This window comes from Streptomyces sp. AM 4-1-1 (assembly GCF_029167625.1).
Lineage (GTDB): Bacteria > Actinomycetota > Actinomycetes > Streptomycetales > Streptomycetaceae > Streptomyces.
The window spans coordinates 3,879,704-3,903,943 of sequence record NZ_CP119145.1; the positions used below are offsets into that span (position 1 = coordinate 3,879,704).

General features: G+C 70.9%; 23 protein-coding genes. 18 read left to right on the forward strand and 5 right to left on the reverse strand.

What is annotated here, in order from left to right; all coding sequences use genetic code 11:
- Positions 1 to 76: 76 nt before the first annotated feature.
- From PZB75_RS16660 to PZB75_RS16675, 4 genes are read left to right on the forward strand one after another with little or no spacing between them, the layout of a single operon-like run.
- Positions 77 to 205, forward strand: coding sequence for a hypothetical protein (locus PZB75_RS16660; RefSeq protein ID WP_275536090.1), 129 nt, complete (start codon positions 77 to 79; stop codon positions 203 to 205).
- Complete coding sequence (locus tag PZB75_RS16665) at positions 202 to 1,260, forward strand: hypothetical protein (protein ID WP_275536091.1); 1,059 nt, start codon at positions 202 to 204, stop codon at positions 1,258 to 1,260. The genes PZB75_RS16660 and PZB75_RS16665 overlap by 4 nt, the downstream gene beginning before the upstream one ends.
- Positions 1,257 to 3,380 carry an integrase gene (locus PZB75_RS16670; protein WP_275536092.1) on the forward strand — a complete coding sequence of 708 codons (2,124 nt, stop codon included), beginning with the start codon at positions 1,257 to 1,259 and terminating at the stop codon, positions 3,378 to 3,380. Before PZB75_RS16665 ends, PZB75_RS16670 begins: the two co-directional genes overlap by 4 nt.
- A complete protein-coding gene (locus tag PZB75_RS16675; protein ID WP_275536093.1) occupies positions 3,377 to 3,793 on the forward strand; it encodes a hypothetical protein in 417 nt (138 codons plus the stop codon). Before PZB75_RS16670 ends, PZB75_RS16675 begins: the two co-directional genes overlap by 4 nt.
- A gap of 121 nt (positions 3,794 to 3,914) precedes the next feature.
- On the opposite strand, the gene PZB75_RS16680 is transcribed toward PZB75_RS16675, so the two are convergent.
- Entirely contained in the window at positions 3,915 to 4,676 is a 762-nt protein-coding gene (locus tag PZB75_RS16680; protein WP_275538737.1) for a TetR/AcrR family transcriptional regulator, read from the reverse strand.
- 137 nt (positions 4,677 to 4,813) lie between these two features.
- Here PZB75_RS16680 and PZB75_RS16685 point away from each other — a divergent pair, with 137 nt between their 5' ends.
- On the forward strand, positions 4,814 to 6,418 hold the full coding sequence (locus PZB75_RS16685) for a CocE/NonD family hydrolase (RefSeq protein ID WP_275538738.1): 1,605 nt from the start codon (positions 4,814 to 4,816) through the stop codon (positions 6,416 to 6,418).
- Between the two features lie 418 nt (positions 6,419 to 6,836).
- Entirely contained in the window at positions 6,837 to 7,739 is a 903-nt protein-coding gene (locus PZB75_RS16690; RefSeq protein WP_275536094.1) for a LysR family transcriptional regulator, read from the forward strand.
- 133 nt (positions 7,740 to 7,872) lie between these two features.
- Here PZB75_RS16690 and PZB75_RS16695 read toward each other — a convergent pair whose 3' ends face one another.
- From PZB75_RS16695 to PZB75_RS16710, 4 genes are all read right to left on the reverse strand, one after another.
- Positions 7,873 to 8,316 carry a PIN domain-containing protein gene (locus PZB75_RS16695; RefSeq protein ID WP_275536095.1) on the reverse strand — a complete coding sequence of 148 codons (444 nt, stop codon included), beginning with the start codon at positions 8,314 to 8,316 and terminating at the stop codon, positions 7,873 to 7,875.
- On the reverse strand, positions 8,313 to 8,573 hold the full coding sequence (locus PZB75_RS16700; protein ID WP_275536096.1) for a CopG family transcriptional regulator: 261 nt from the start codon (positions 8,571 to 8,573) through the stop codon (positions 8,313 to 8,315). The genes PZB75_RS16695 and PZB75_RS16700 overlap by 4 nt, the downstream gene beginning before the upstream one ends.
- Before the next feature lie 83 nt (positions 8,574 to 8,656).
- Positions 8,657 to 9,073 (reverse strand): DUF4357 domain-containing protein, encoded by a 417-nt coding sequence (locus PZB75_RS16705; RefSeq protein WP_275536097.1) that lies wholly within the window; start codon positions 9,071 to 9,073, stop codon positions 8,657 to 8,659.
- 169 nt (positions 9,074 to 9,242) lie between these two features.
- Positions 9,243 to 10,415, reverse strand: coding sequence for a pyridoxal phosphate-dependent aminotransferase (locus PZB75_RS16710; protein WP_275536098.1), 1,173 nt, complete (start codon positions 10,413 to 10,415; stop codon positions 9,243 to 9,245).
- Positions 10,416 to 11,326: 911 nt separating this feature from the next.
- On the opposite strand from PZB75_RS16710, the gene PZB75_RS16715 reads away from it, so the two are divergent.
- From PZB75_RS16715 to PZB75_RS16770, 12 genes are all read left to right on the forward strand, one after another.
- Positions 11,327 to 11,851 (forward strand): DUF2617 family protein, encoded by a 525-nt coding sequence (locus PZB75_RS16715; RefSeq protein ID WP_275536099.1) that lies wholly within the window; start codon positions 11,327 to 11,329, stop codon positions 11,849 to 11,851.
- A 64-nt stretch (positions 11,852 to 11,915) separates the two neighbouring features.
- Positions 11,916 to 13,520, forward strand: a complete 1,605-nt coding sequence (locus PZB75_RS16720; protein ID WP_275536100.1) for a polyamine aminopropyltransferase — start codon at positions 11,916 to 11,918, stop codon at positions 13,518 to 13,520.
- A 197-nt stretch (positions 13,521 to 13,717) separates the two neighbouring features.
- Positions 13,718 to 15,037 (forward strand): SRPBCC domain-containing protein, encoded by a 1,320-nt coding sequence (locus PZB75_RS16725; RefSeq protein WP_275536101.1) that lies wholly within the window; start codon positions 13,718 to 13,720, stop codon positions 15,035 to 15,037.
- A gap of 42 nt (positions 15,038 to 15,079) precedes the next feature.
- Entirely contained in the window at positions 15,080 to 15,874 is a 795-nt protein-coding gene (locus PZB75_RS16730) for an aldose 1-epimerase (protein ID WP_275536102.1), read from the forward strand.
- 144 nt (positions 15,875 to 16,018) lie between these two features.
- Entirely contained in the window at positions 16,019 to 16,558 is a 540-nt protein-coding gene (pyrE, locus tag PZB75_RS16735) for an orotate phosphoribosyltransferase (RefSeq protein ID WP_275536103.1), read from the forward strand.
- A gap of 211 nt (positions 16,559 to 16,769) precedes the next feature.
- The gene (fbaA, locus tag PZB75_RS16740) at positions 16,770 to 17,801 is read left to right on the forward strand and encodes a class II fructose-bisphosphate aldolase (RefSeq protein ID WP_275536104.1); all 1,032 of its coding nucleotides are present in this window, start codon (positions 16,770 to 16,772) and stop codon (positions 17,799 to 17,801) included.
- A gap of 443 nt (positions 17,802 to 18,244) precedes the next feature.
- On the forward strand, positions 18,245 to 18,658 hold the full coding sequence (locus PZB75_RS16745; RefSeq protein WP_275536105.1) for a DUF3151 domain-containing protein: 414 nt from the start codon (positions 18,245 to 18,247) through the stop codon (positions 18,656 to 18,658).
- Positions 18,659 to 18,931: 273 nt separating this feature from the next.
- Complete coding sequence (locus tag PZB75_RS16750; RefSeq protein WP_275536106.1) at positions 18,932 to 19,780, forward strand: tryptophan 2,3-dioxygenase family protein; 849 nt, start codon at positions 18,932 to 18,934, stop codon at positions 19,778 to 19,780.
- Positions 19,773 to 20,999, forward strand: a complete 1,227-nt coding sequence (gene kynU, locus PZB75_RS16755; RefSeq protein ID WP_275536107.1) for a kynureninase — start codon at positions 19,773 to 19,775, stop codon at positions 20,997 to 20,999. Before PZB75_RS16750 ends, kynU begins: the two co-directional genes overlap by 8 nt.
- 86 nt (positions 21,000 to 21,085) lie before the next feature.
- Positions 21,086 to 21,994 carry an alpha/beta hydrolase gene (locus PZB75_RS16760; RefSeq protein ID WP_275536108.1) on the forward strand — a complete coding sequence of 303 codons (909 nt, stop codon included), beginning with the start codon at positions 21,086 to 21,088 and terminating at the stop codon, positions 21,992 to 21,994.
- 196 nt (positions 21,995 to 22,190) lie between these two features.
- Positions 22,191 to 23,528: a histidine kinase gene (locus tag PZB75_RS16765; RefSeq protein WP_275536109.1), complete on the forward strand. Its 1,338-nt coding sequence runs from the start codon at positions 22,191 to 22,193 to the stop codon at positions 23,526 to 23,528.
- Positions 23,525 to 24,208: a response regulator transcription factor gene (locus PZB75_RS16770; RefSeq protein WP_275536110.1), complete on the forward strand. Its 684-nt coding sequence runs from the start codon at positions 23,525 to 23,527 to the stop codon at positions 24,206 to 24,208. The genes PZB75_RS16765 and PZB75_RS16770 overlap by 4 nt, the downstream gene beginning before the upstream one ends.
- Positions 24,209 to 24,240: the final 32 nt, after the last annotated feature.

Genomic DNA, 24,240 nt, shown 5'->3' on the forward strand with positions numbered 1-24,240 from the left:
CTCCGGATCAGAGGCATTCGGATAGTTCCAATACCCGACGTCACCATTAGCCCCGGTTGCGGATCTGCAGCTGCGGTTGCTGTTGGCTGACTTCGTGCCCGCCGGCGGACCGGTGTCGGAGCAGGAGCTTGCAGGGCTGTTCGCCCGGCTGGCCCGGGAGAGCGAGGGCATCCAGGACCTGGACGATCAGTTGGTGGCCCGGTGAGTCGCCGCGGTCGCACGGCCGCCTTGCCCGACGGCCTGCATCAGCGTCCGGCGGTCCTTGAGGACAGCCTGGTCGTGCGGCACCGGGACGCGCAGGGCATGGCGCGCAGTTACGACTTCGGCGCGCTGCCGGTCCCGGAGGCGTTCCAGCGGTCGTTGGCCGCCCTGTACGCGGCCAAGTGTGCCCCGGGCGGAGGCTGGGACAGCGTCGAGACCAGCGAGGCCCATTGGTATCTCGTGCGGCCCTTCACCGAGTTCCTCGCCGGCCTTAACGACGTGCCGCCGGATGTGCACGGGCTGACGACGGCGCACTGGAATGCGTGGCGGATGAGCCTGCCGCCACGGTCGAACGGCTACAGCAAGTACGCGTCGGTCGCCGGCCTTCTCCAGATGGATCCGCGGCTCCCGCAGCCGGTACGGGAGGCGATGGCCAAGCGGTTCGCGTGGGAGACGGGCCGTGTACAGGCCTATCGGCCCGAGGAGTTCAAGGAGATCCGCATCGCGGCCCGGCGTACGTTCCGCTCGGCGCTGCTGCGGATACGGGAGAACACCGACCATCTGGCGGCCTGGCGCGCGGGCGCGATTGCGCCGGGCAGCCGGGAGTGGCTGGTCGGGGAGGCTTTGGGCGTGCTGGCCCGCACTGGCGATGTACCGCTCTACGAGTGGCGCCGCGTCGTCCGCCGTCGCTACCGTCCGGCGCTGGGCGGCGGCTCGGCGGAACACACCTGGAAGCGGCTCTACCTCAGCCGCAAGGAGGCGGCCGCGCTGGCGGTGCTCATCGCTGCGGAGCTCGGCCTGAACTCCACCACGATCTCCGAGATGCCCGCGCCCAAGACGCTGCCCGGCACGGCAGAGGCGGCAATGCCGGTCTACCGGCTACGGCTGGAGAAACGGCGCCGTGCAGGTCATCGCGGCCGCTTCGAGAGCCGCAACCTCACCGACACCGATCTACGCGACCGCCTCGGTGAACCGGTCTGGAATGCCGCGCTCACCTCGGTCAGCGAGACCGACCGCGATGTCATCAATCAACTTCTCCACGGGGACTACGACTTGTGACCGCTCTGCCCACCGAACTGCCAGCACTGCCCGGATGGAGGACACCGGTCATCGCACCGTCCCTGATCCTTGCGCCCGGTCCAGTCCCGATCTCGATCTACGGCGACGACGTCTGGTCCCTCGCACCGCTGATCGCCAACCCCAGCGCATCGCGGGTCAGCGTGGACTGGGCGAATTTCCCGGACGCTTTCCGGGAAGAGATGCGTCTCGCGGCCTGGATGATGATCAATACGGCGTTGCCTGCGAGCGTTCTGGTCGGTCACCCGGCCTGGCACTCCCGCCTGGGACCTCACGGAATCTACGACACCGTCCGCCGGTGGCAGCGCTTCGCCCACTGGCTCACCACGCAGGGGCTGTCCGGCCTCGGTGCCTGCACGGCCGAGGCCTTCACCGCGTACGCCGATCACCTGGCCCGCCGGTCAAGAGCCAACCGCAACGATGGCACGAAGGAGCTGGTCGCTCTGACCCGCCTGTGGGGGTTCGACGCCGCGAGCGCCCGCCCGGCCGGCCTGGTGGTTCCTCCCTGGCACCGGCACGGCGTCGACGACTACCTCCCGGCCGCGCCTGCCCCCGGCCCTGGGGAGAACAGCCGTGAGCCGATTGCTCCGGCTACCATGGGGCCGCTGCTGATCTGGGCGCTGCGCGTGGTCGAGGACTTCGCCGACGACATCCTGTCCGCTTGGACAAAGACGCAGCGCCTGACCGAACAGGCCGAACAGGCCGAACAGGCCGTCGGTACATGGGAGTCCATGGCGCGGCTGAGGACCTACCTCGATCAGCCCGTGGAACGTGGTGCCCCCGTACCCACCCGATGGCACAAGGGCGAGCACCAGATCAGCATGACCTACATGGCCGCGCTGGTCGGCTGCTCTCCGAAGCAGGTCAACAGCCATCTGCGGACCGAGTTGCGGGAGGGCTTTCGCGACTACGCCCAGCGCCACCCCGGCCCCTGCCCGCTCTCCACACCGATCACCGGGCGGGTCGCCGGACAGCCGTGGACCGAATCGATCGACTTCACCGAGGTCCCACAGCTCATGCGGCACCTGAGCGTCGCCTGCTTCATCGTCCTGGCGTATCTGACCGGCATGCGGCCCGGTGAGGTGATGGGCCTGGAGAGCGGCTGTTGCCCCGAACCGCCGTCGCCAGGACGGCACCTGATCTACGGCCGAGTGTTCAAGGGCGTCCACGACCAGGACGGTAACCACTACTCCGCCGGGCAGGTGCGGGAGGTCCCCTGGGTCGCCATTCCACCGGTGGTTGGCGCGATCCGTGTGCTGGAACGCATCGTCCCGGACGGGCTCCTCTTCGACAGCGTCGTCCACGCGATCCCGCGCGGTCGCATCTCCACCGGCCGGGTCGTCGGCTTCGAGGCGATGCGCAACCGGATTGAGGGCTTCATCGAATGGGCCTCCGGCCTCGCGGTGGGCCTGGAGCGTCCCCATGAAGTCATCCCAGATGATCCCTTCGGGGCACTCGGCGTGGCGCGCTTCCGCCGGTCGCTGGCCTGGCATATCGCGCGCAGACCTGGCGGGCTGGTGGCCCTGGCCATCCAGTACGGGCACGTGCGCACCGCAATGAGTGCCGGCTACGCCGCCCGCGGCCGCGGCGGCATCCACGAGCTGCTCGACATCGAAACCGTCCGGGCTACCGCCGACACCCTCACCACCCTCCACGACGACCTCGCCGCCGGAACCGGGATCTCAGGACCGGCCGCCCGGCGAGCGATCCACGCCGCGGCCCAGGCCCCCACCTTCGCCGGGTCCATCCGCACGCACCGCCAGGCCCGGGACATCCTGGGCAACCCGGCCCTGGCCGTCTACGACAACCCGCACTCGTTCCTGATGTGCGTCTACAACCCCGACCGCGCCCTGTGCCACCGCTTGGACATCGCTGACGCCCCGAGCCTAGATCGGTGCCGACCATCCTGTGCGAACATCGCGCGCAGCGACCGGCACGCCGACGAACTCCTGCAGCACGCCTGGGCCCTGGAGAAGCAGGCCGCCTCGGAGGCGGTGCCTGGCCCACTTGCCGGCCGGCTCGCGCAACGCGCCGGGCGCCTCCGGGACGTAGCCGACCGTCACAAACACGACTGCATCCACTTCCAGGAGCCGACATCATGAGCCCCGCCCCGGATGAACGCGACCGCATCCGTGCCGCGATGGAACGCATCCTGGGCGGCACCCCCGAGCTCTCCAACGGCGCCCTGACGATCGTTGCTCTTGCGCTCGAAGCCGGTGTCCCGCGCAACGCACTGACCCAGCGGCACACCGACCTGAAGAATGAGTTCTACGACAAGGTCCGCGCCCGGGGTGGCACTCCGGACAGTGAACGGCGCCTGCGCAAGCAGATCCGCCGGCTCAAGGAACTACGAGCCGCCGACGCCGAGGAGCTCGCCCAGCTCAAGGCCGACGTCGAGGCACTGGTGGGCGCCCTGCACCAGGCCACGATGGAGAACCTTCACCTGCGCCAGCAGCTCGCCGACCGCCATGCTGTGATCCGCGCGCTGCCCACGCAGGCCCCACTCGGCAGGTAGCCGGTCTACCGCCGAAAACGGAAGCTGGCGGCAGCCTTGGTCGCGGCCGTGGCCTCGGAGAGGGCGATGGTCTGTTCCTCGGAGGTGCCGCGGGCGGGACGGCAGTCACAGCTGCGTGGCATCAGTCAGTATCGAGGCCGTCGATCAGGCGGTTGAGGAACCGGGTGAAGGTGGCCTCGGGGGTGAGGGGACGTCCGGGGGCGGAAAGGGCTTCGGCGAGCTCCGGGTGGCAGCCGTCGGCGGCGACAGCGGCGAGGTAGCGGCCCTCGGCGGCGGCCCGGTCCGGTGATCGTGAGACTGCGGCCTGCACGATCTCATGGGCAACGTGCCCGGCTACGAATGCGGTGAGCTGGGCGAAGACCTCTAGCTTCGCCGCACCGTCCAGCCCGGTGGGCCGCAGGACGGCGAGCACGTGTTCCAGGAAGGCCAGTGTGTTGGGGCCCGGGACGCGACGGGTGGACAAGGCGGCGGGCAACCAGGGATGGCGCAGCATGTGGGCGCGCTGCAAGTGGGCCACGGTTTTCAGATCGGTACGCCAGTCGCCGCTGGGTGGGTCCGTCACCGGGAGTTCCCCGCTGACGTGGTCGACCATCAGTTCCAGCAGCGTCTCCTTGTCAGGGGCGTAGCTGTAGAGCGACATAACGCCCGCTCCGACCTCGGCGGCCACTCGCCGCATGGTGACCACTTCAAGTCCTTCCGCGTCCGCCAGAGTGACGGCTGCCGCGATGATCGCCTCCCGGCTGAAGGAGGGTCTGCGGCCCCTGCGGGGCTCGGTGGGACGCAGCCAGAGCTGTTCGGGATCGACGCCCACGGCACCTGGCTTCCCGTCACTGGACACGGCCTCGCACTCCTTCCCCTTGGTGGTTGAGGCGGTTCTTGCCATGTTCATCCAAGCATCCTCTATTCTCGTACATCGTACGAGAATAGAGGAGGGGAACGATGCCATCACGCACGCCCGACGCCGTTGGCAGGCCAGCCTGGGTGCCACCCGCCGGAAAGCCGCCACTTTCCTCCCGGATGATGAGGGCGACCTGGCGAGGTCTGCCGGCGAAACGGCACGAGGCCGGATGGGAGCCGGGACTGGTGGTGCCGGCCGCCGACGGCAGCCCGTTGATCACTGACCACTACTTTCCGCGCGCCCAGGGCGACTTCCCCACCCTCCTGGTCCGCTCGCCTTATGGCCGAGGCCTGCCGTGGTCACCCCAGTACGGCCTGCTCTTCGCCGAACAGGGCTTCCACGTGGTCCTGCAGAGCTGCCGCGGCACCGGCGGTTCGGGCGGCGTGTTCGACCTGTGGCGCAACGAGGCCGCCGACGGCCGGGCCACAGTGTCCTGGATGCGCGAGCAACCCTGGTTCAACGGAACACTGGGGACCGTCGGCCCCAGTTACCTGGGCTACGTGCAATGGGCCCTCGCTTTGGACCCACCGCCAGAACTGAAGGCAATGGTGGTGCAAGTAGGGCTGCACGATCCCTACGCCCTGTTCCACGCAGACGGTGCGCTCCGCCTGGAGAACGCCCTCGCCGTCGGCGCGGGCATGCACTACCAGCACCAGGGCATGGCACCGTTCCTCAGGGCGACACTGCGTCTGCAGCGCCGCCTGCGCGACGTCACCACCGCGCAGCCCCTGCGCGGTGCGTACGTGTCAGCTCTCGGCAGCGAACTGCCCTGGTTGGACGACGTGGTGACACACCCGGACGCCAAGGACGCCTACTGGCGCGGCGCGTCGTTGGCAGAGTCGGCGGAGCGGCTCCGCGTGCCCACAGCTCTGATCACCGGATGGCACGACGCACTGGTCGAGCAGACCTTCGAGCAGTACGACCGGCTGCGCCGAGCCGGATGTGAGACCGCCCTGCTCGTCGGTCCCTGGACCCACACTTCCGCCCTGCAGCAGGGATGGCCCGAGGTATTCGCCGAGAGCCTCGCGTGGCTGCGCGCCCACCTGTACGCCGATCCCTCCGGCCTGCGTCCCACCGCAGTGCGTGTGCACATCGGCGGCGAAAACACCTGGCAGGACCTCGACGACTGGCCGCCAGCCACGGCTGCCACCTCGTGGCACCCCATTCCCGGCGGGCATCTCACCCAGCAGGCCCGCGCAGACTCCGCACCCGTGGCGGCGTTCCGCTACGACCCGGCCGACCCCACCCCCTCCCTCGGCGGCCCACTGCTCTCCCGCACTGCCGGCCCCCGGGACAACGGCACCCTGGAGGCCCGAGACGACGTCCTGACATTCACCGGCCCACCACTGACCGAGCCCATAGACATCCTGGGCCCCGTCTCCGCACGGCTGAGCATCTCCACGGACACCGGACACGCCGACGTCTTCACCCGCCTGTGCGACGTGGACCCACAAGGCCGCTCCGTCAACATCTGTGACGGGCTCGGCCGACTACGGACGGCCGAACAGGCGCCCTCGCAGGTCACCGTGCCGATGAGCTCCACCGCCCACCGCTTCCCCGTCGGCCACCGCATACGCTGGCAGATCAGCGGAGGCGCCCACCCACGCTACGCCCGCAATCCCGGCACCGGTGAGTCGCCGGTGGACGCCACCACCTTCACACCGGTGCGCATCACGCTCCATACGGACTCGGCACTGGTACTTCCCAGCAGCTCTGGGCTCGCGTAATTCGTCAGCCCTCCGGGGAACGGTCGACGAGCCGGGCCGTCGGGCCCGGCTCACTCCTCCACCCCTCTTCGCCGTCCAGGTCAACCAAATCAGGGTTACGCAGCGGCCACGGGGCCACGGGGCCACGATTCACTTCGACACGCTGAACTTGACAGGGAAGGACCTGCGGGCATCCGCGCGTCTACATCTCATCCTGACGGGACCTGCGGGCATCCGTGCGTCTACGTCTGATCCTGACGGGACCTGCGGGCACCCACCCGTGTGTCTCTGCCCCGGACGGGACCGCCAGGCACCCGTACGCGGTCCCACCCCCTCTCCGCACATCCGTGAGCCCGGCGGCCATCACCCGATCGCGTAATGTCGTGCGCACCACTGGCTCCGCCCGTGCCGGGGCCGGGAGAGGTTCCGGGGGGCTGGCTTGTCCGTACAACTCGGTTGGGTACGCACGTTCGTTGCCGTCTACCGGCTCGGTTCCTTCACCAAGGCCGCTCAGCAACTCGGCCTGTCCCAGCCCGCGGTGACCCATCAGATCCGTAACCTTGAGAACGAGCTGGGCCGGCCGCTCTTCGAGCGCCTTCCGCACGGAGCGCAGCCGACCCCGGCCGCCGACGGCCTCATACGTGAGGTGCAGGGCCCCATCGATCTGCTCAGCAGCGCCATCGAGCGGGCCTTCGACAACGACCCCGCCGCCCGTGCGTTGTCCGTCGCCGGACCGGTCGAGCTGACCACGACCCGAGTGATCCCGGCGGTCAGCGACCTCGCCGCCGACGGGATGAAGATGCGCTTCACCTTCGGCCTGGCCGACGATCTCCTCGGCCGCCTGGAGGAGGACGAGTTCGACCTCGTCATCTCCACGGTCCGCCCCCGGAGCCGGCGCATCACCGCGACCCCGCTGGTCGACGAGGAGTTCGTCCTGGTGGCCTCCGCCGAGCTCGCCGCCCGACTGCCCCTGGACGAGCTCGCGAGCGGGAGCCCCGGCCCCCTCGATGCCGTTCCCATGATCAGTTACGCGGAGTCCCTGCCGATCGTCCGCCGCTACTGGCACACCGTCTTCGAGCGGCCCCTCACCACCCCGCCGGCCCTCGTCATTCCTGATCTGCGCGGTGTCCTGGCCGCCGTCAAGTCCTCGGCCGGCATCTCCGTGTTACCCACCTATCTCTGCGCCGAGGAGCTGGCCAACGGGGACATCACACCCCTCCTCGAACCCGAACTCCCGCCCCTCAACACGTTCTACCTCGCCACCCGCCGGGGCGGCTCGCGGCACCCCGAACTGACGCTGCTGCACGGCCATCTGCTGATGAAGGCCCAGCTCTGGACCTGACGGCCCGGCCCCGAACGCCTCACAGACGCCGCAGTCGCTCGGCCGCTTCCGCGAGCACGTCCACGCGTTCGCAGAGGGCGAGGCGGACCCTCGGACGGACGAAGGCGGGCCTGCCGCCGGAGTGCGGGAGAAGTCAGAGAGGAAGGTCGTCGGGCAGCACCCGGAACGACTTGTGGCGGCCCAGGGGGCGCACGGCACGGAAGTCCCGACGGTCGAGCGTGAGGACCGCGTCGGTGTCGTAGTCCGACGCGAGGGCGACGTTCACGGCGTCCGCCAGATCGAGCTTGAGCGAGTCGTACCGGGCCCTTACGGACTGTGCGGCGGCGAGGTGTGCCTCGGTGATCTCGGGCACGGTGACGCGGCTCACGCGCATCCAGCGGCGGATGTCGTCAACCGCGCTGATGGCCGCGTCCCGGCCCAGCTCGCGCGTTGCGACGTGGTCGATCTCGGCGAGCAGCAGCGGTGACATCACGAGCAGCCCAGCGGCCATGATCGCTTCGCTGGCTCCCCGGTGGTCCGGGTGGCACGAGTCGAGCGCGGCCAGCAGCCCCGACGTGTCGGCGATGACGATGATCACGAAGGGTTCTCTGTCCCGCTTTCCTTGAGGACTGCGTCGGCCACCGCGTTGCGCGTGTCCTCCCGTGAGGGCGTGTTGCCTGGGCCCTCGAAGACACGGCTGAACAGCGGCTCGTGCCAGACGCGATTCGCCATGGCGGCGAGGTGGATGCCCTGCCGGATGATCTCAGCTTCGCTGATGCCCCGGCGGGCGGCGGCTTCCTTGATGATGGCGAGGTCTTCGGGGTCGGCGTAGACGTTGGTGCGCTTCATGGACATGTACCAAGGGTAGTCCATGTACGCCTCGGGCCGGGTCTCCCGGCGGGCGGCCCGGAGTGCGGGGAGCGCGGCGGTCGCTGCCGTCAGGGCTGATGCGTGGCGGCCTCCTCACGCAGTTCCTGTAGTCGGCGCCCGCTGGGTACGTGCGTGTACTGGCCCCAGCCGTTGATGGAACTGCCCGTCTGGGCTTTGAGGGCGGGAGAGGGCTGGGGGAATGCCCGCCCGTCCGGAATCTCGATCCAGCCGTCGGCGGTGACAGTGGCCGTGTGGGTGCGCTTGAGGCGCGACTGATGGTGCTGGAGCGTGTCTCCGGCGGACACGAGCCCCGCCTCGATGAGTGGCGTCAGGCTTCCGTCGCGGCGCCCCGTGGCCCTGCTGACGGCTTCCCCGGTCTTCCCCAGCAGCTCACGACGCAGCACGTCGTTCGGGGTGTCGACCAGGGGTTCGCTGCGGCTCTGCAGGTAGGAGAAGACCTCTTCGTCGACTTCGATGATTCGCATGGGACGGGACATGGGCACCTCCGGTATCGGAATATTCTCCAGGATGCCACTCTGGAAGACTCCCGTCAATGGAGATTTGAAGTTTTGGTGTGTGGAGGGTGTTCCGCACGGTGAACGGACGCCAGGGAGCGGCCGATGTCCCTCCCGTTCGGGTGACGACCGGGAGGCCTCAGAGGCCCCGGAGCCGTCGCGCTGCCTCCGCGAGTACGTCCACGCGTTTGCAGAAGGCGAAGCGGACCTGGGTGCGGCCCGCTGTGGGGTGGTCGTAGAAGACGGAGTTGGGGACGGCGACCACGCCGCAGCGTTCGGGGAGGGCGCGGCAGAAGGTGATGGCGTCCTTCTCGCCCAGCGGGGCGACGTCGGTCGTGATGAAGTACGTGCCCGCCGGTTGGTGGACCTCGAATCCGGCGGCCGTGAGCCCGGCGGACAGCAGGTCACGCTTGGCGCGGAGGTCTTCGCGGAAGCCGGTGAAGTAGCTGTCGGGGAGGCGCAGGGCCTCGGCGACGGCGTACTGGAGCGGGCCTCCGCTGACGAAGGTCAGATACTGCTTCGCCGTGCGGACCGCCGTGACCAGAGGGGCGGCGGCCGTGACCCAGCCGACCTTCCAGCCGGTGAACGAGAAGGTCTTGCCGGCGGAGGAGATGGATACCACGCGGTCGCGCATGCCGGGGAGCGAGATGAGCGGAATGTGTTCACCCTCGAAGACCACGTGCTCGTACACCTCGTCGGTCACCACCAACAGGTCGCGTTCCACCGCGAGTTCGGCGATCGTCGCGAGTTCCGCGGGGGTGAGCACCATGCCGGTGGGGTTGTGCGGGCTGTTGAGGAGGAGCAGCCGGGTGCGGGGCGTGACGGCGTCCCGCAGGGCGTCGAGGTCGGGGCGGAAGGCGGGGGCGTGGAGGGTGAGGGGGACGCGGACCGCGCCCGCCATGGCGATGCAGGCCGCGTACGAGTCGTAGAAGGGTTCGAAGGCGATGACCTCGTCGCCGGGTTCGAGGAGGGCGAGCATCGTGGCGGCGATGGCCTCGGTGGCGCCCGTGGTGATCAGGACCTCGGTGTCGGGGTCGAAGGTCAGGCCGTGGAAGCGGTGCTGGTGCTCGGCGACGGCGTTACGGAGTTCGGGGACGCCGGGGCCGGGCGGGTACTGGTTGCCGTGGCCCGCGCGCAGCGCGCGTACCGCCGCCTCGCGGATCTCCTCCGGGCCGTCCGTGTCGGGGAAGCCCTGGCCCAGGTTGATCGCGCCCGTCCTGGCCGCGAGCGCCGACATCTCCGCGAAGATCGTCGTGCCGAGTCCGGCCAGGCCGCGGTTCAGCAGTGGCCTCGGCAGTGATCTGTCGCTCATGTCTCCACCAATCCTCGTGCGGGCTCGATCGCGGTGCGGGGCGGTCGGTGTCGCGGTGTGTGGTGCGGTGCGGTGTGTCGTACGGCTCCATCCTGTCGGATGGCGGGGGCGGGTGGGGAAGCTCTGGACTTGCTCAAGTCTGCTTTGGCTCCGTGCGGCCGAGGGCATCTCCCCTGCACGCGAGAAGCGGAAGAGGCGGGGGCCTCGCTCCGGGGGAAGAGAAGGGGAGTGGGCGTGATGGGGGATGGAATCTTCTGGGTGGTCGGTTCGGTCGTCGCGGTGGCCGTGGGTGTCAGGCTGGTGGCGAACGCCGCGCACCGGTCGCGCAGGGCGCCGAGGGTGGGGGTCGGCGGGCGGCGCCGGGCGGACGGCGGTGCCGCCGCGGCCGGCGGCAGCTGGTGGGCCGGGGGCGGGGACCTCGGTGGCACCGGGAGCGCGGACGCTCCGCAGGGTGGGCACTCCGGCGGGCACTCCGGGGGTCATTCCGGTCACTCGTGCGGTAGTTCCAGTGGCCACTCGTGTGGGGGTGGCGGGTCTTCGTGCGGCGGTGGTTCGTCGTGCGGTGGAGGGGGCGGCTGCGGTAGCTGAGGAGGCGGCTGTCACGGGGCAGCCGGTCCTTCGTCGCAGTGCGTGACCTAAGGTGCCCGGAGGGTGAACTCCCGCCGGGCACCTTTTGGTTGGGTGAGGGCGGGTTCCGCTTGAACAGGTGAACCGTGCAGCCCCCGGTTGGATGGAAACCCCGTCAAGTTGGGCAAAAGCGCTGCGAGACCGACGTAGTTCATGATTCCCTATTTGTAGAGAACATCCAGCCCTCGGACCCCAGTCGGACCTGATCGGGCCCCCTCACCCCTTACCTGTCTGCCGGGGTGCCCTCATGTCCACCTGTCCATGCGTGTTTGCGGAGCCCACCCATGCTCACGACCCTCCAGACGGCCTATTCCGACACCCGCGCTGCCGACCTGGCCTGGGCGCTGGGGCGGGAGCCGCTTCCCGCCCTCGCCGTGCTCGACCTCCAGCTCGCGGGCGCCACCCTCCAGATGAGACTTCTCGGCGCTTCTCACCAGGTCCTCCTGGAGGAGGACCGGGGCACCTGTTCAGAGACGGTCGCCTGTATTCCCGGCAGCAGTACGCCACTTCCCCTCGGGGTCGCCAAGCGGCTGGGCGACTGGGAGTACGAATTCGCGGCGCGCGTCGAGACGTTGACGCCCGGTTCCTTCGCCGGGCGCGCCCAGGAGCTGCTCGCGCTCGTGACCGACCACCCCCACGGTCTCGCCGGTACGTTCCCCGGCAGTCCGCACGCCTTCACGGCGATGCTGGCGCAGCGTTCCGAGGGGCAGGTGCGGTGGCGGACCTGGCACGCGTACCCACAGGAGGGGCAGTTGGTGGTGACCCGCACCCGTGTGGGTGTGCGGACGCCCGCAGCCGTCGCTCTCTGAATTCTCCTACTTACATCCTTGTGGGTGACAGAGTGAGGTCGCATTGTGACGTAGCGTAAGAATTATGATCGACCAGCAGGTGCCGCTACGAAACGGCGGGACGCGGCTTCCCGTGCGGCCGAGGACCGCCCGGCTCCTCGTACTGGCCGCCGTCTTCGTCTGCGCGGCGTGTGGACTGGTGTACGAACTCGAACTGGTCGTGCTCGCTTCGTACTTGATCGGGGACTCCGTCACTCAGGCGTCGGTCGTACTCTCCGTGATGGTGTTCGCGATGGGCGTCGGCTCACTTCTCGCGAAACGTTTGCGCTGCCGTGCCGCGGTGGGGTTCGGGCTGCTGGAGGCGTCGCTCGCGCTGGTCGGCGGCTGCTCGGCGCTGGCGCTGTACGCCTCGTTCGCCTGGGCCGGTGGGTCGCGGTTCGCGCTGGTCGGGTTCTCACTGGCGATCGGGGTGCTCATCGGCGCGGAGATCCCGCTGCTGATGACACTGATCCAGCGGGTCGACCGGCAGGACGCGGACGGGGCCGTCGCGGATCTCTTCGCCGCCGACTACGTGGGTGCGCTGGTCGGTGGGCTCGCCTTTCCCTTTCTGCTGCTGCCGAGGCTCGGGCAGCTCACCGGGGCGCTGGCGACGGGGGTGGTGAACGCGGTGGCGGGCGGGGCGCTGGTACTGCTCCTGTTCCGGCGCGATCTCGGCCCGCGTGCCCGGTGGCTGGTGATCGTCGTCAATGTGGCGGTGATCGCGCTGCTGGCCACCGCGACGGTGCTGGTCGACGACTTCGAACGGGCCGCGCGGCGGGCGGTGTACGGGGACCGGGTACGGGTCGCCGTGCAGACCGGCGTCCAGGAGGTCGTACTCACCGGGGAGGGGCGGGACACCCTCGACCTGTATCTGGACGGGCGCCTGCGGGTCAGCGCCCGCGACGAGTACCGCTACCACGAGGCGCTGGTCCACCCCGCGATGAACGGGCCGCACGGCCGGGTGCTGATCCTGGGCGGTGGCGACGGTCTCGCCGCGCGGGAAGTGCTGCGCTACCCGGACGTGCGCAGCGTCACCCTCGTCGAGCTGGACCCGGACGTGCTCCGGCTGGCCCGCACGGACGACGCCCTCGCCTCGCTGAACGGGCACGCGTACCGCGATCTCCGGCTGACGGCGGTCGTGGGTGATGCCTTCACCTGGTTGCGGGAGGCGCGGGGCGACGGGTACGACGTGGTGATATCCGACCTTCCCGATCCGGGGATCACGGCGAGCACGAAGCTGTACTCCACGGAGTTCTACGGCCTGGCCGCCGAAAGCCTCGCCCCGGGCGGGCGGCTGGCGGTGCACGCGGGGCCGCCGGCCACCAGGCCGGGTTCGTACTGGACCGTGGAGGCGTCGATCAGGGCGGCGGGCCTGGCGACGCGCCCGTACGAGATGAACGGCCGGCTCGCCGATTTCCACACGGGCCCTGACCGGGCCGCGGCCGTGTCGGGGCATTCGGGGGAGCCGCAGGACTGGGGGTTCGTCCTGGCCGCACCGCGCACACCGCCCGCGCTGGGGCTGGTCGCCGGGGCGCCGGAGCTGCGTTCTCTCAGCGGCGCCGAGCTGTCCGCCGCCGGGCGGGCGGCGGAGGCGGGGCGGCTGCCGGGGGTGGAACCATCGACGCTGGTGCATCCCCGGTACTGGGAGTAGCCCGCGGCCGACGGCGGAGGTACGGGCGATCGAGTGGCTTGGCGCGGCTGTGCGGCTGGGCGGCCGAGTGACGGCTGGGCGGGGTGGCGCTCGGGTGCGCCGAGTGGCTGGGCGGGGTGGCGCTCGGGTGCTTCCGGCACGCCTTCCGGGCGCGGAAGCACTGACGTGACGGCCGGGGCTGAGTAGTCTCGGTTTCCATGGAGCATGAGACGTTCGTTCCGGTTCCGGCCCGCTCTCTTCGCGAGACGCTGGGCGATCCCGCCCGTGTCGCCCGCTGTGTGCCGGGTCTCCAACAGGACGCCGACGCGTCGACGGGTACGCCCGCGGCCCGGTTCAAGGTCCGGGTCGGCGGTCACACCATCACGTACCGGGGAGCCTGGAGTACGGCCCCGGAGGGCACCGACACGTTCTCCGTGACCGGTGAGGGCGTCGAGGCGCGCGGCACCGGCTCGGCGAAGCTGGCCCTGACGATCCGGCTCACCGAGACGGACGGCGGCACGACGATCGCGTACATGGGTACGGCGAGCGGTGACGGCCGGTTCGGCGAGCTGAGCCCGGGGGCGGCGCTCGCGACGGCCCACCGGCTGCTGGACCGCTTCACCCAGCAACTGGTGACGGAGTCGCTCGCCGCCCAGGGGGAGAGTCCTGGCGAGGAGGGCTCTGACGGGGAGGGCCCTGATGGGAAGGGTCCTGGCGGGAAGGGTCCTGGCGGGGAGCGCCCCGGTGAGGCGACCGCTGAGGCGGGTGGTGTGCCGGGTGCCGTCGGTGAGGCTGTCGGTCCGGCCGATCCCGCCTCTCCCGGGTATCTCGCCGCGGCCGACGACTCCTCGGCCCGGGGTTCGGGGGCCGGGGGCTCCGGGGCGGACGGCTCGGCAGCCGATGGCTCGCGGAGCGACGGGAGCGGCGGGAGCGACGAGAGCGCCGGGGGCGGCGAGAGCGGCGGGAGCGACGAGAGCGGCGGGGGCGGCGGACGCGGCGAGTCCGGGGCGGATCGTTCCGAGGGTGCGGCCGGTGGCGGTTCGTCCGCCGTCGCGAACGGGCCGGGCGGGATCGACACTCCCGGTGGCCCGGCCGCCGACGCGGGCGTGGAGCCCGAAGAGCTGGCCGAGTTGCTGGACGAGTTCACGGTCGACGACATCGGGGAGATGCCGTCCGCCGCCCCGGGGTCCGTGGCCGATGACGCGGTGCTGCCCGAGATGCCGTCGGACAACGGATCGTCCATGTTCGAGGCGGTCGCGGAGCCGCCGTCGCTCGATCCCATGGCCGACGACGTCATGGGCGAGGTGGAGTTCCCGATCGACGACGAGCCGCCCGCCGAGGCCGCGCACGCACGGCGGACCATGATCGGGCGCAGTGCCGAGGAGGTCGACCACGCGCCGCCGCGCGGTCGGTACGCCCCGCTGCCCCCGCCCGAATCGTCCACGGCGGGAATCGCTCTGCGCTGGGTGGTTCCGGCCGCCGCCCTCGCCCTGGCGTCCGCCGTGGTGGTGAGCCGCGTGCTGCGGCGGCACCGGTAGCCGTACCGGCCGGGACGCGGGCGCGACAAGTAGTGTCGTGGCGTGAGCAGCGATGAGAAGAGCGTCCGGCTGACCGTCGGCGACGCCGAGTTGACCGTGGACCCCGCCAACGGCTGCCGTATCAGCAGCCTGCGGATCGGTGGTACCGAGCTGTTGCGGCAGGGGGAGCGGTACGGCTCCTTCCCGATGGTGCCGTGGTGCGGACGGACCGAGAACGGGCGGTTCCGCAACGGCGACACCGTCCACCAGCTCCCGTTGAACTCCCCGCCGTACGCCATTCACGGCACCGGCCGTGACACGTCGTGGCGGACGGCCCGGCTGACCGGGACGGAAGCGGCGTTCTACTACGACCTGGCCGACCCGTGGCCGTACCGGGGCCGGGTGACGCAGTCCTTCGAGCTGGCCGAGGACTCGCTCACGCTGGGCATGGGGATCGAGACGTACGGGGACTCCTTCCCGGCCCAGGCCGGCTGGCATCCGTGGTTCCACCGGACCGTCGACGGCCAGGAGGTGCGGATCGACTTCGACGCCGCCTGGCAGGAGGAACGCGGCGACGACCATCTGCCGACCGGTCGGCGGATCGACCCGCTGCCGGGTCCGTGGGACGACTGCTTCGGGATGCCGGACGGTGTCGAGGTGAAGCTCACCTGGCCGGAGCGGCTGGAGCTGACCGTGCGGAGCCGCGACCCGTGGGTCGTGGTCTACGACGAGCAGGACGAGGCGGTCTGTGTGGAACCGCAGTCCGGGCCGCCGAACGGGCTGAACACCACGCCCAGGTATGTCACGCCGATCGAGCCGCTGGAGATCGCCGCGACCTGGAGCTGGGCACGGCTCTGAGCGGACGCGGACGCGGGCTCGGACGCGGGCTCGGGTGCGGACGCGGGCTCGGGTGCGCCCCCGCACCACTCTCCTGCCCTCCCCGCCCTCCCGTCCGGGCCTGCGCGGGAGGGCGGGCCCCTGCCCGGCGCTACCCTCTTTTCCATGACTGACGTACGCGCTGACCTGCTCCAGCAGATCAAGGACAAGGCCGTGGTCCACGGCAAGGTGACCCTCTCCTCGGGTCTGGAAGCCGACTGGTACATCGACCTGCGCCGGATCACCCTGGACGGCAAGGCCGCACCACTGGTCGGTCAGGTCATGCTCGACGCGACCGCCGAGCTGGACTTCGACTGCGTGGGCGGCCTGACGCTCGGCGCCGACCCGGTCGCCACGTCGATGCTGCACGCCTCCGCCGCGCGTGGGCAGCGCCTGGACGCGTTCGTGGTGCGAAAGGCGCAGAAGGCGCACGGGATGCAGCGCCGGATCGAGGGAACGGACGTCAAGGGCCGCCGCTGTCTGGTGGTCGAGGACACCTCGACCACCGGCGGTTCGCCGCTGACCGCCGTCGAGGCGGTCCGCGAGGCCGGGGGCGAGGTCGTCGCCGTCGCCGTGATCGTCGAGCGGGGCGCTGCTCCGGCCATCGCCGAGGCCGGTCTGCCCTATGTCCACGTCTACTCGGTGGCCGACCTCGACCTGGGCTGATCCGCTTCTCTCACAAGGCTGACCTGCGGTTTTTGTCAGGGGTGGTCGGTTTCACGTGAAACCGGGCGCCCCTGTCGCATCTCGGTCATGCGATCGGTGGGGTCCGCCGGGTGGAGCCCGTACAGGAGTCTGGAAAGATGGGGGAGACGATGACGTCGCCCCCAGGTCAGGGACCAGCAACGCACACCCGCACATCCCAAGGAGCGGACAGATGCCCATCGCAACCCCCGAGGTCTACGCCGAGATGCTCGACCGGGCGAAGGCAGGCAAGTTCGCCTACCCGGCCATCAATGTGACGTCGACCCAGACGCTGCACGCTGCGCTGCGCGGCTTCGCGGAGGCCGAGAGCGACGGCATCGTGCAGATCTCCACCGGTGGGGCGGAGTTCCTGGGCGGCCAGTACAACAAGGACATGGTGACGGGCGCTGTCGCCCTGGCCGAGTTCGCGCACATCGTCGCCGCCAAGTACGACGTCACGGTCGCCCTGCACACCGACCACTGCCCCAAGGACAAGCTGGACGGTTACGTACGTCCGCTGATCGAGGTCTCCGCGGAGCGCGTCGCCAAGGGCCTGAACCCGCTGTTCCAGTCGCACATGTGGGACGGTTCGGCCGAGACCCTGGCCGACAACCTGTCCATCGGCCAGGAACTGCTCGCCAAGGCCGCCGCCGCCAAGATCATCCTTGAGGTCGAGATCACCCCGACCGGTGGCGAGGAGGACGGGGTCACGCACGAGATCAACGACGAGCTGTACACGACCGTGGACGACGCGCTGCGTACCGCCGAGGCCCTCGGCCTGGGTGAGAAGGGCCGCTACCTGCTGGCCGCCTCCTTCGGCAACGTCCACGGCGTCTACAAGCCGGGCAACGTCGTGCTCCGTCCCGAGCTGCTGAAGGACCTCCAGCAGGGTGTCGCGGCCAAGTACGGCCAGGCCGCCGGCAGCCAGCCGTTCGACTTCGTCTTCCACGGCGGTTCCGGCTCCACCGAGCAGGAGATCGCCACCGCGCTGGAGAACGGCGTCGTGAAGATGAACCTCGACACCGACACCCAGTACGCCTTCACCCGTCCGATCGTGGACCACGTGTTCCGTAACTACGACGGCGTCCTGAAGGTCGACGGCGAGGTCGGCAACAAGAAGGTCTACGACCCGCGCAGCTGGGGCAAGTCGGCCGAGGCGGGCATGGCCAAGCGCGTCACGGAGGCCTGCGCCAACCTGCGTTCCACCGGTACCAAGCTGAAGTAGGCACATCGCACGTACGGCGGCCATGGGCCCGGCCTCCCCTCGGGAGTGCTGGGCCCCTGGCATGTCCGTACGGTGGGGCGGCCGGAGCGGTGGCGCCCGACGGCGCGGTGGCCGCCCGGTGGTCCGGTCCGCTCCGGGGGTTCGGTCCGGGGGTCCGGTCCAAGCGGTGTGATGGCCGCCCGGCGGCCCGGTCCGCTCCGGGGGTTCGGTCCGGTCCGGTCCAAGCGATCCGGTCCAAGCGGCCCGGTCCGGTCCAAGCGGCCCCGTCCGGTCCAGGGGTACGCGTCCCCGGGTGTGGCTCTGCGGTCCGGTCCGGGTGGTGCGCATGCACGGGTGCGGGCTTCGCGTGATTTCGTCGTTTCCCGCCACGAAGGTGTACGGGTTCCCGCCCAGGGTTCGTACCGGGTGCCGGTACGGGGGCGGTGGCAGGCACACTGGGACGCATGTCGATCCACGAGAACCTGCTCGGGGGGCCTCCCCCGACCCACCTGCCCGACGACCCGGGGCCGCGTGAGCTGCTGGCCAACGACACGCCGCCCGCCGACGTCGCCGCGAAGTACCCGACCTCCTCCCTGGCCTGGGCTCAGCTCGCCGACGAGGCGTTCGAGGCCGGCCGGGTCGTCGAGTCGTACGCCTACGCCCGCACCGGCTACCACCGGGGCCTCGACGCCCTGCGCCGGGCCGGCTGGAAGGGCCATGGCCCCGTACCGTTCGAGCACGAGCCGAACCGGGGCTTCCTGCGCGCCCTGCACGCCCTCGCGCGGGCCGCGCAGGTGATCGGTGAGCAGGAGGAGTACGAGCGCTGCTCGGCGTTCCTCCGCGACTCGTCGCCGACCGCCGCCGACACCCTGGGCTGACGGCCGGACACCGCCGGGCCCGCGTTTCCTGGGGCCCCGCGCCGATCCGGTCGGCCCAGGCGTTCTCATGGACCCCGCAGGCGTGACATCGCCTGCGGGGTCCCTGTGTTCTCCGTGCGCTGTGTTCGTCCTGTGCTCACGGGGATTTCCGTGGACCCGAGCCCCTGCCATGTCCACCGCCCGGCCTTAGGATGCGAACAGGGGACCGGAGCTCCACCACCTCACCAGGAAGGGGCGGACCGCTACCCGGAAGCTCGCGTCGAGGAGACAGAGATGTCGACGAAACACCCCGATTCCGAAGCCCCCGGTGCGGAGACCCCGTACCTCGACTTCGCGGGAACGACTCCGTACGAGGACTACGTCCAGGCGGATGTCCTGACCCACCTCCAGCACCTGCGCTCCGATGATCCCGGCGAGATGGTCTTCCTGGTCACCACCCAGGTCATGGAGCTGTGGTTCACGGTCATCGTCCATGAGTGGGACACCGCCGCGCACGCCCTGCGCCAGGACGACGTCCCGGCCGCCAGGGACGCGCTCGACCGGTCCGTACCGGAACTCCAGGCACTGAACGACTCGTGGAAGCCGCTGAGCCGGCTGACCCCCGCACAGTTCAACTCCTACCGGGGCGCGCTCGGCGAGGGTTCCGGATTCCAGTCGGCGATGTACCGGCGGATGGAGTTCCTGCTCGGCGACAAGTCGGCGTCGATGCTGGTGCCGCACCGGGGCGCGCCCCGGGTGCACGCGGAGCTGGAGAAGGCGCTCCACGAGCCGAGCCTGTACGACGAGGTGCTGGCGTTCCTCGCCCGCCGCGGACACTCCGTACCGCAGTCCGTGCTCGGCCGGGACCTGTCGCAGAAGTACGAGCCGTCCCCCGAGGTCGAGGCCGTCTGGACGGAGATCTACGCCCGGCCGGACCAGCACGACGAGATCGTCCGGCTCGGCGAGGCACTGACCGATGTCGCCGAACTGGTGTGGCGATGGCGCAACGACCATCTCGTCGCCACCCGGCGGGCGATGGGCTCGAAGACCGGTACGGGGGGCTCCGCCGGAGTCGCCTGGCTGGAGAAGCGGGCGTCGAAGAACGTGTTCCCCGAGCTGTGGACGGCGCGCAGCCATGTCTGAGACCCGCACGCTCACCGACGAGGCCGCGGCCCTCGACGCCGTCGACGAACTCGCCGGCCGCCGCGCGCTGTTCGCCCTCGACGACACCGTCTATCTCGACGGCAACTCGCTGGGCGCGCTGCCCCGCCACGTCCCCGACCGGCTCCACGACGTCATCACCCGCGAGTGGGGCGCCCTGCGCATCCGCTCCTGGGACGAGAGCGGCTGGTGGACCGCGCCCGAGCGGATCGGCGACCGGATCGCCCCGCTCGTCGGGTCGGCTCCCGGCCAGGTCGTCGTCGGCGACTCCACCAGCGTCAACGTCTTCAAGGCCGTGGTCGCCGCCACCCGGCTGGCGGCGCCGGGGCGGGACGAGATCCTGGTCGACGCGGCGACGTTCCCGACGGACGGCTACATCGCCGGGTCCGCCGCCCGGCTGACCGGCCACCGGCTCGTCCCGGTCGCCCCCGCCGACGTGCCGGACGCCCTGGGACCCCGTACGGCGGCCGTCCTGCTCAACCACGTCGACTTCCGCACGGGACGGCTGCACGATCTGCCCGGCCTGACCGCCGAGGCCCACGCGGCGGGCGCGCTCGCCGTGTGGGACCTGTGCCACAGCGCGGGCGCCCTGCCGGTGGGCCTGGACGCGCACGGTGTGGACCTGGCGGTCGGCTGCACGTACAAGTACCTGAACGGCGGGCCGGGTTCGCCCGCCTATCTGTACGTCGCCGAGCGGCATCAGGGCGCCTTCGACTCCCCGCTGCCCGGCTGGACGTCGCACGCGGACCCGTTCGCGATGACATCCGGATACGCCCCCGCCGAGGGTGCGCCGCGGGGCCGGGTCGGCACCCCCGACATCCTCTCCATGCTGGCGCTCGACGCGGCGCTGGACGTGTGGGACGGGGTGTCCATGGCGGCGGTACGGGCGAAGAGCCTGGCGCTGACGGACTTTTTCCTGGAGTGCGTCGGCCGGTACGTGCCGGGGGACGGCCTGGTTACCTCCGTCACCCCGGACGCGCACGCCGAACGCGGCAGCCAGGTCTCGCTGCGCTGCGCGGACGCCGGACCGGTGATGACGGAACTCGTCGCCCGGGGCGTCGTCGGCGATCTGCGTCGGCCCGATGTGCTGCGGTTCGGTTTCACCCCGCTGTACGTCGGGTTCGCGGACGCGGAACGCGCGGCGCGGACCCTCGCCGAGGTGCTGGCGGACCGGGGGGCCGGGGTGGTGGTCGGCGACTGACCGGCGGGCGGGGGCGGACCGGTTCCGTACTGGTACCGTCCCCGCAGGTCAGGCCAGTTGGCATTGCCATCGGAGGTTGGAGCAGCATGTCGGATTCTGCCGCGCGTGACAGTGACGCAGCAACGCGCGAGGCGGTCGCCCGGGACGCGGCCGAGACTGAGTCGCTGTTCTCGCACCCGCCGGTCGCTCCCCGCTCCACCGTCGCCTACGGCTCCCACCCCGACCAGGTCGTCGACTTCCATCCGCCGCGTGCCGGGAGCCGGCCCGGGGCCCCGCTCGTCGTCCTGCTGCACGGCGGTGCGTGGCGCGACCGGGTCGACCGGCAGCATGTGACGCCGTTCGCGGACTTCCTGACCCGGCGCGGTTTCGCCGTCGCCAACGTGGAGTACCGGCGCGGCAGTGAGCTTCCCCAGCAGCGCGGCTCGGGACCGGTCGCGGGCCGCTGGCCGGAGACCTTCGACGACGTCGCCGCCGCGCTGGACGCGATGCCCGCGCTGGCCGCCCGGGAGCTTCCGGAGGCCGATCCGCGCCGGACCGTGGTCACCGGGCACTCCGCCGGTGGCCACCTCGCGCTGTGGGCAGCCGCCCGGCACGTCCTCCCCGCCGACTCCCCGTGGCGCCCGGCCACCGTGCCGCCGCTGCGCGGAGTCGTCGCGCTCGCCCCGATCGCCGACCTCGCCACCGCCGTCGAACAGGACGTCTGTTCCGGCGCTGTCCGTCAACTCCTGGGCGCCGAGGCGGACTTCGCGATACGGGCGCGGTACGCCGACCCGGCCGCGCTGCTTCCGACCGGGATCGCGACGACCGTCGTACAGGGCACCACCGACCTGACCGTGCCGCAGTCGGTCGCCGAGGCGTTCGTCGACGCGGCGGCCAAGGCGGGGGAGCTGGTCGGTCTGACGCTGCTGCCGGACGTCGGCCACTTCCCGCTGATCGACCCGTCGGCGGACGCCTGCGCGGTCGTCGCGGAGGAACTGGCCCAACTCGCCTGGTGACGACGGCCTCGGCGCCGCCCGCCCCGAAGCCCGTACGCGTGGGCACCCCGCCCGCACACCTCCCGCCGCCCGCGCACCTGCCCGTACACACCCCGCCCGTACACACCCCGGCGGTGCGCGTAGTCCTTGCGACGGACGGCCCGGAATCCGTATCACTGCTGACGACCGGCCGCGCGCCGCCGCCTACCGTGGAGACGTGACCGAGACCAAGAGCAGAAGCCCGGAGTACCGGCATGCCGCGACCGTGCTGGGCGGCCTGCGGCAGGACCTGTTCCATGACGTGTTCGCCTACCGGCCCATGCCCCCGAGGCCCGCTCTCGGCCCGCTGCTGAGGCTGCTGCCGCCCCGGCCCCGCGAACTCGCCCGGTGGGTCCCGCACGCCCTGGTGGTGCTGGCCGCGCTCTTCGCGATGCTGTTCGGCGTCGCGACGGGGGGCGGTGTGATCGCCGTCCTGCTGCCGCCCGCAGCGGTACTGATGACCCTGGTCAGGCCGATCGCCGCGTTCTGGGCATCGATGGCGTCGGTCCCGGTCGTGGCGTTCGTCAGCACCGCGGAATGGCCCTGGACGCCGGGCACGGTCCTCGGCCACATCGTGGTGATGGTGGTGGTCGCGGCCAGGACCCGGCCGCGTACCGCCGCCTGGATGTGGGCCTGCACGCTGGTGTACGGCATCGTGATGGAGAACGCCACCCACTCTTCGTCGTCCTTCACCACCATCGGCCTGTCCATGGGCTCCGCCTTCGCGCTGCTCGTGGTCACCGTGGTCCAGGTCCGCAGGAACGCGGAGCGTGAGATGACCGCGCAGCGCACCGTCACCGCCGTCGAGCGCGACCGCCGCACCCTGCTGGAGGAGCGCACCACCATCGCCCGGGAACTGCACGACGTGGTCGCCCACCACATGTCGGTCGTCGCGATCCAGGCGGAGGCCGCCCCCTACCGGGTGGAGAACCCGCCGCCCGAGCTGGAACAGGCATTCGTCACGATCCGGGAGAACGCGGTCGCCGCGCTCACCGAACTGCGCCGGGTGCTCGGCGTCGTACGGGCCGAGGACTACGAAGCCCCCGACGCCCCGCAGCCCACCCTCGCCGAGCTGGACGGGCTCCTCGCCAATGTGCGCCAGGCCGGTCTGGAGACGGAGAAGGCGGTGACCGGCGCGGTACGGGAGCTGCCGCAGGGCGTCGAGCTGTCGGCGTACCGGATCGTGCAGGAAGCGCTCAGCAACACCCTGCGGCACGCGCCGGGCGCCACCGCCAGGGTCGAGATCGGATATGTGCTCGGCGGTCTCGGGCTGCGGGTGGTGAACGGGCCGCCGACCGGCCTGGTCAAGCCGTCACCGGGCGCCGGGCACGGCATCACGGGGATGCGGGAGCGGGTCGCGATGCTGAACGGCGAGATGACCGCCGAGAGCACGGCGGACGGCGGGTACGAGGTCACGGCGTTCATCCCCGTGCAGCGGACCGAGGAAGCGCGTCCGGCGCGCGTCGAGAACGCCTCCCAGGAACCCACCCTGACCCTGCCGGTGGACCCGGCATGACGACGACACCGCGCGTGACGCCCGCCATCCGGGTACTGATCGTCGACGACCAGATGATGGTCCGCGAGGGCTTCTCGGTCCTGCTGAACGCCATGCCCGGCATCGAGGTCGTCGGCGAGGCGGTCGACGGGCGGCAGGCCGTCGCCCAGGTCGCGGCCCTGCGACCGGACGTGGTCCTGATGGACATCCGGATGCCGGAGCTGAACGGCATCGAGGCGACCCGCGAGATCGTCGCCGCCGACGCGGACGCCAAGGTGCTGGTACTGACGACGTTCGACCTCGACGAGTACGTGTACCAGGCGCTGCGCGCGGGGGCGTCCGGCTTTCTGCTCAAGGACGCCTCGGCCCGCCAACTCGCGGAAGGCGTACGGGTGGTGGCGTCCGGCGAGGCGCTGCTCGCCCCGGCCGTCACCCGTCGGCTGATCACCGAGTTCGCCAGGCTGGCCGAGTCGCCGCGCGCCCCCGCCCTCACTCAGGTCGGCGACCTCACCGAGCGCGAGACGGAAGTGCTCGTCCTCATCGCCCAGGGTCTCTCGAACGCCGAGATCGCCTCCCACCTGGTGGTCGCCGAGTCCACGATCAAGACACATGTGAGCCGGGTGCTGGTGAAGCTGGGGCTGCGCGACCGTACCCAGGCGGCGGTGTTCGCGTACGAGGCACGGCTGGTGACACCGTCCTGAGGGGCCCGCGCCGGCCGCACCGGTTGTCCCGC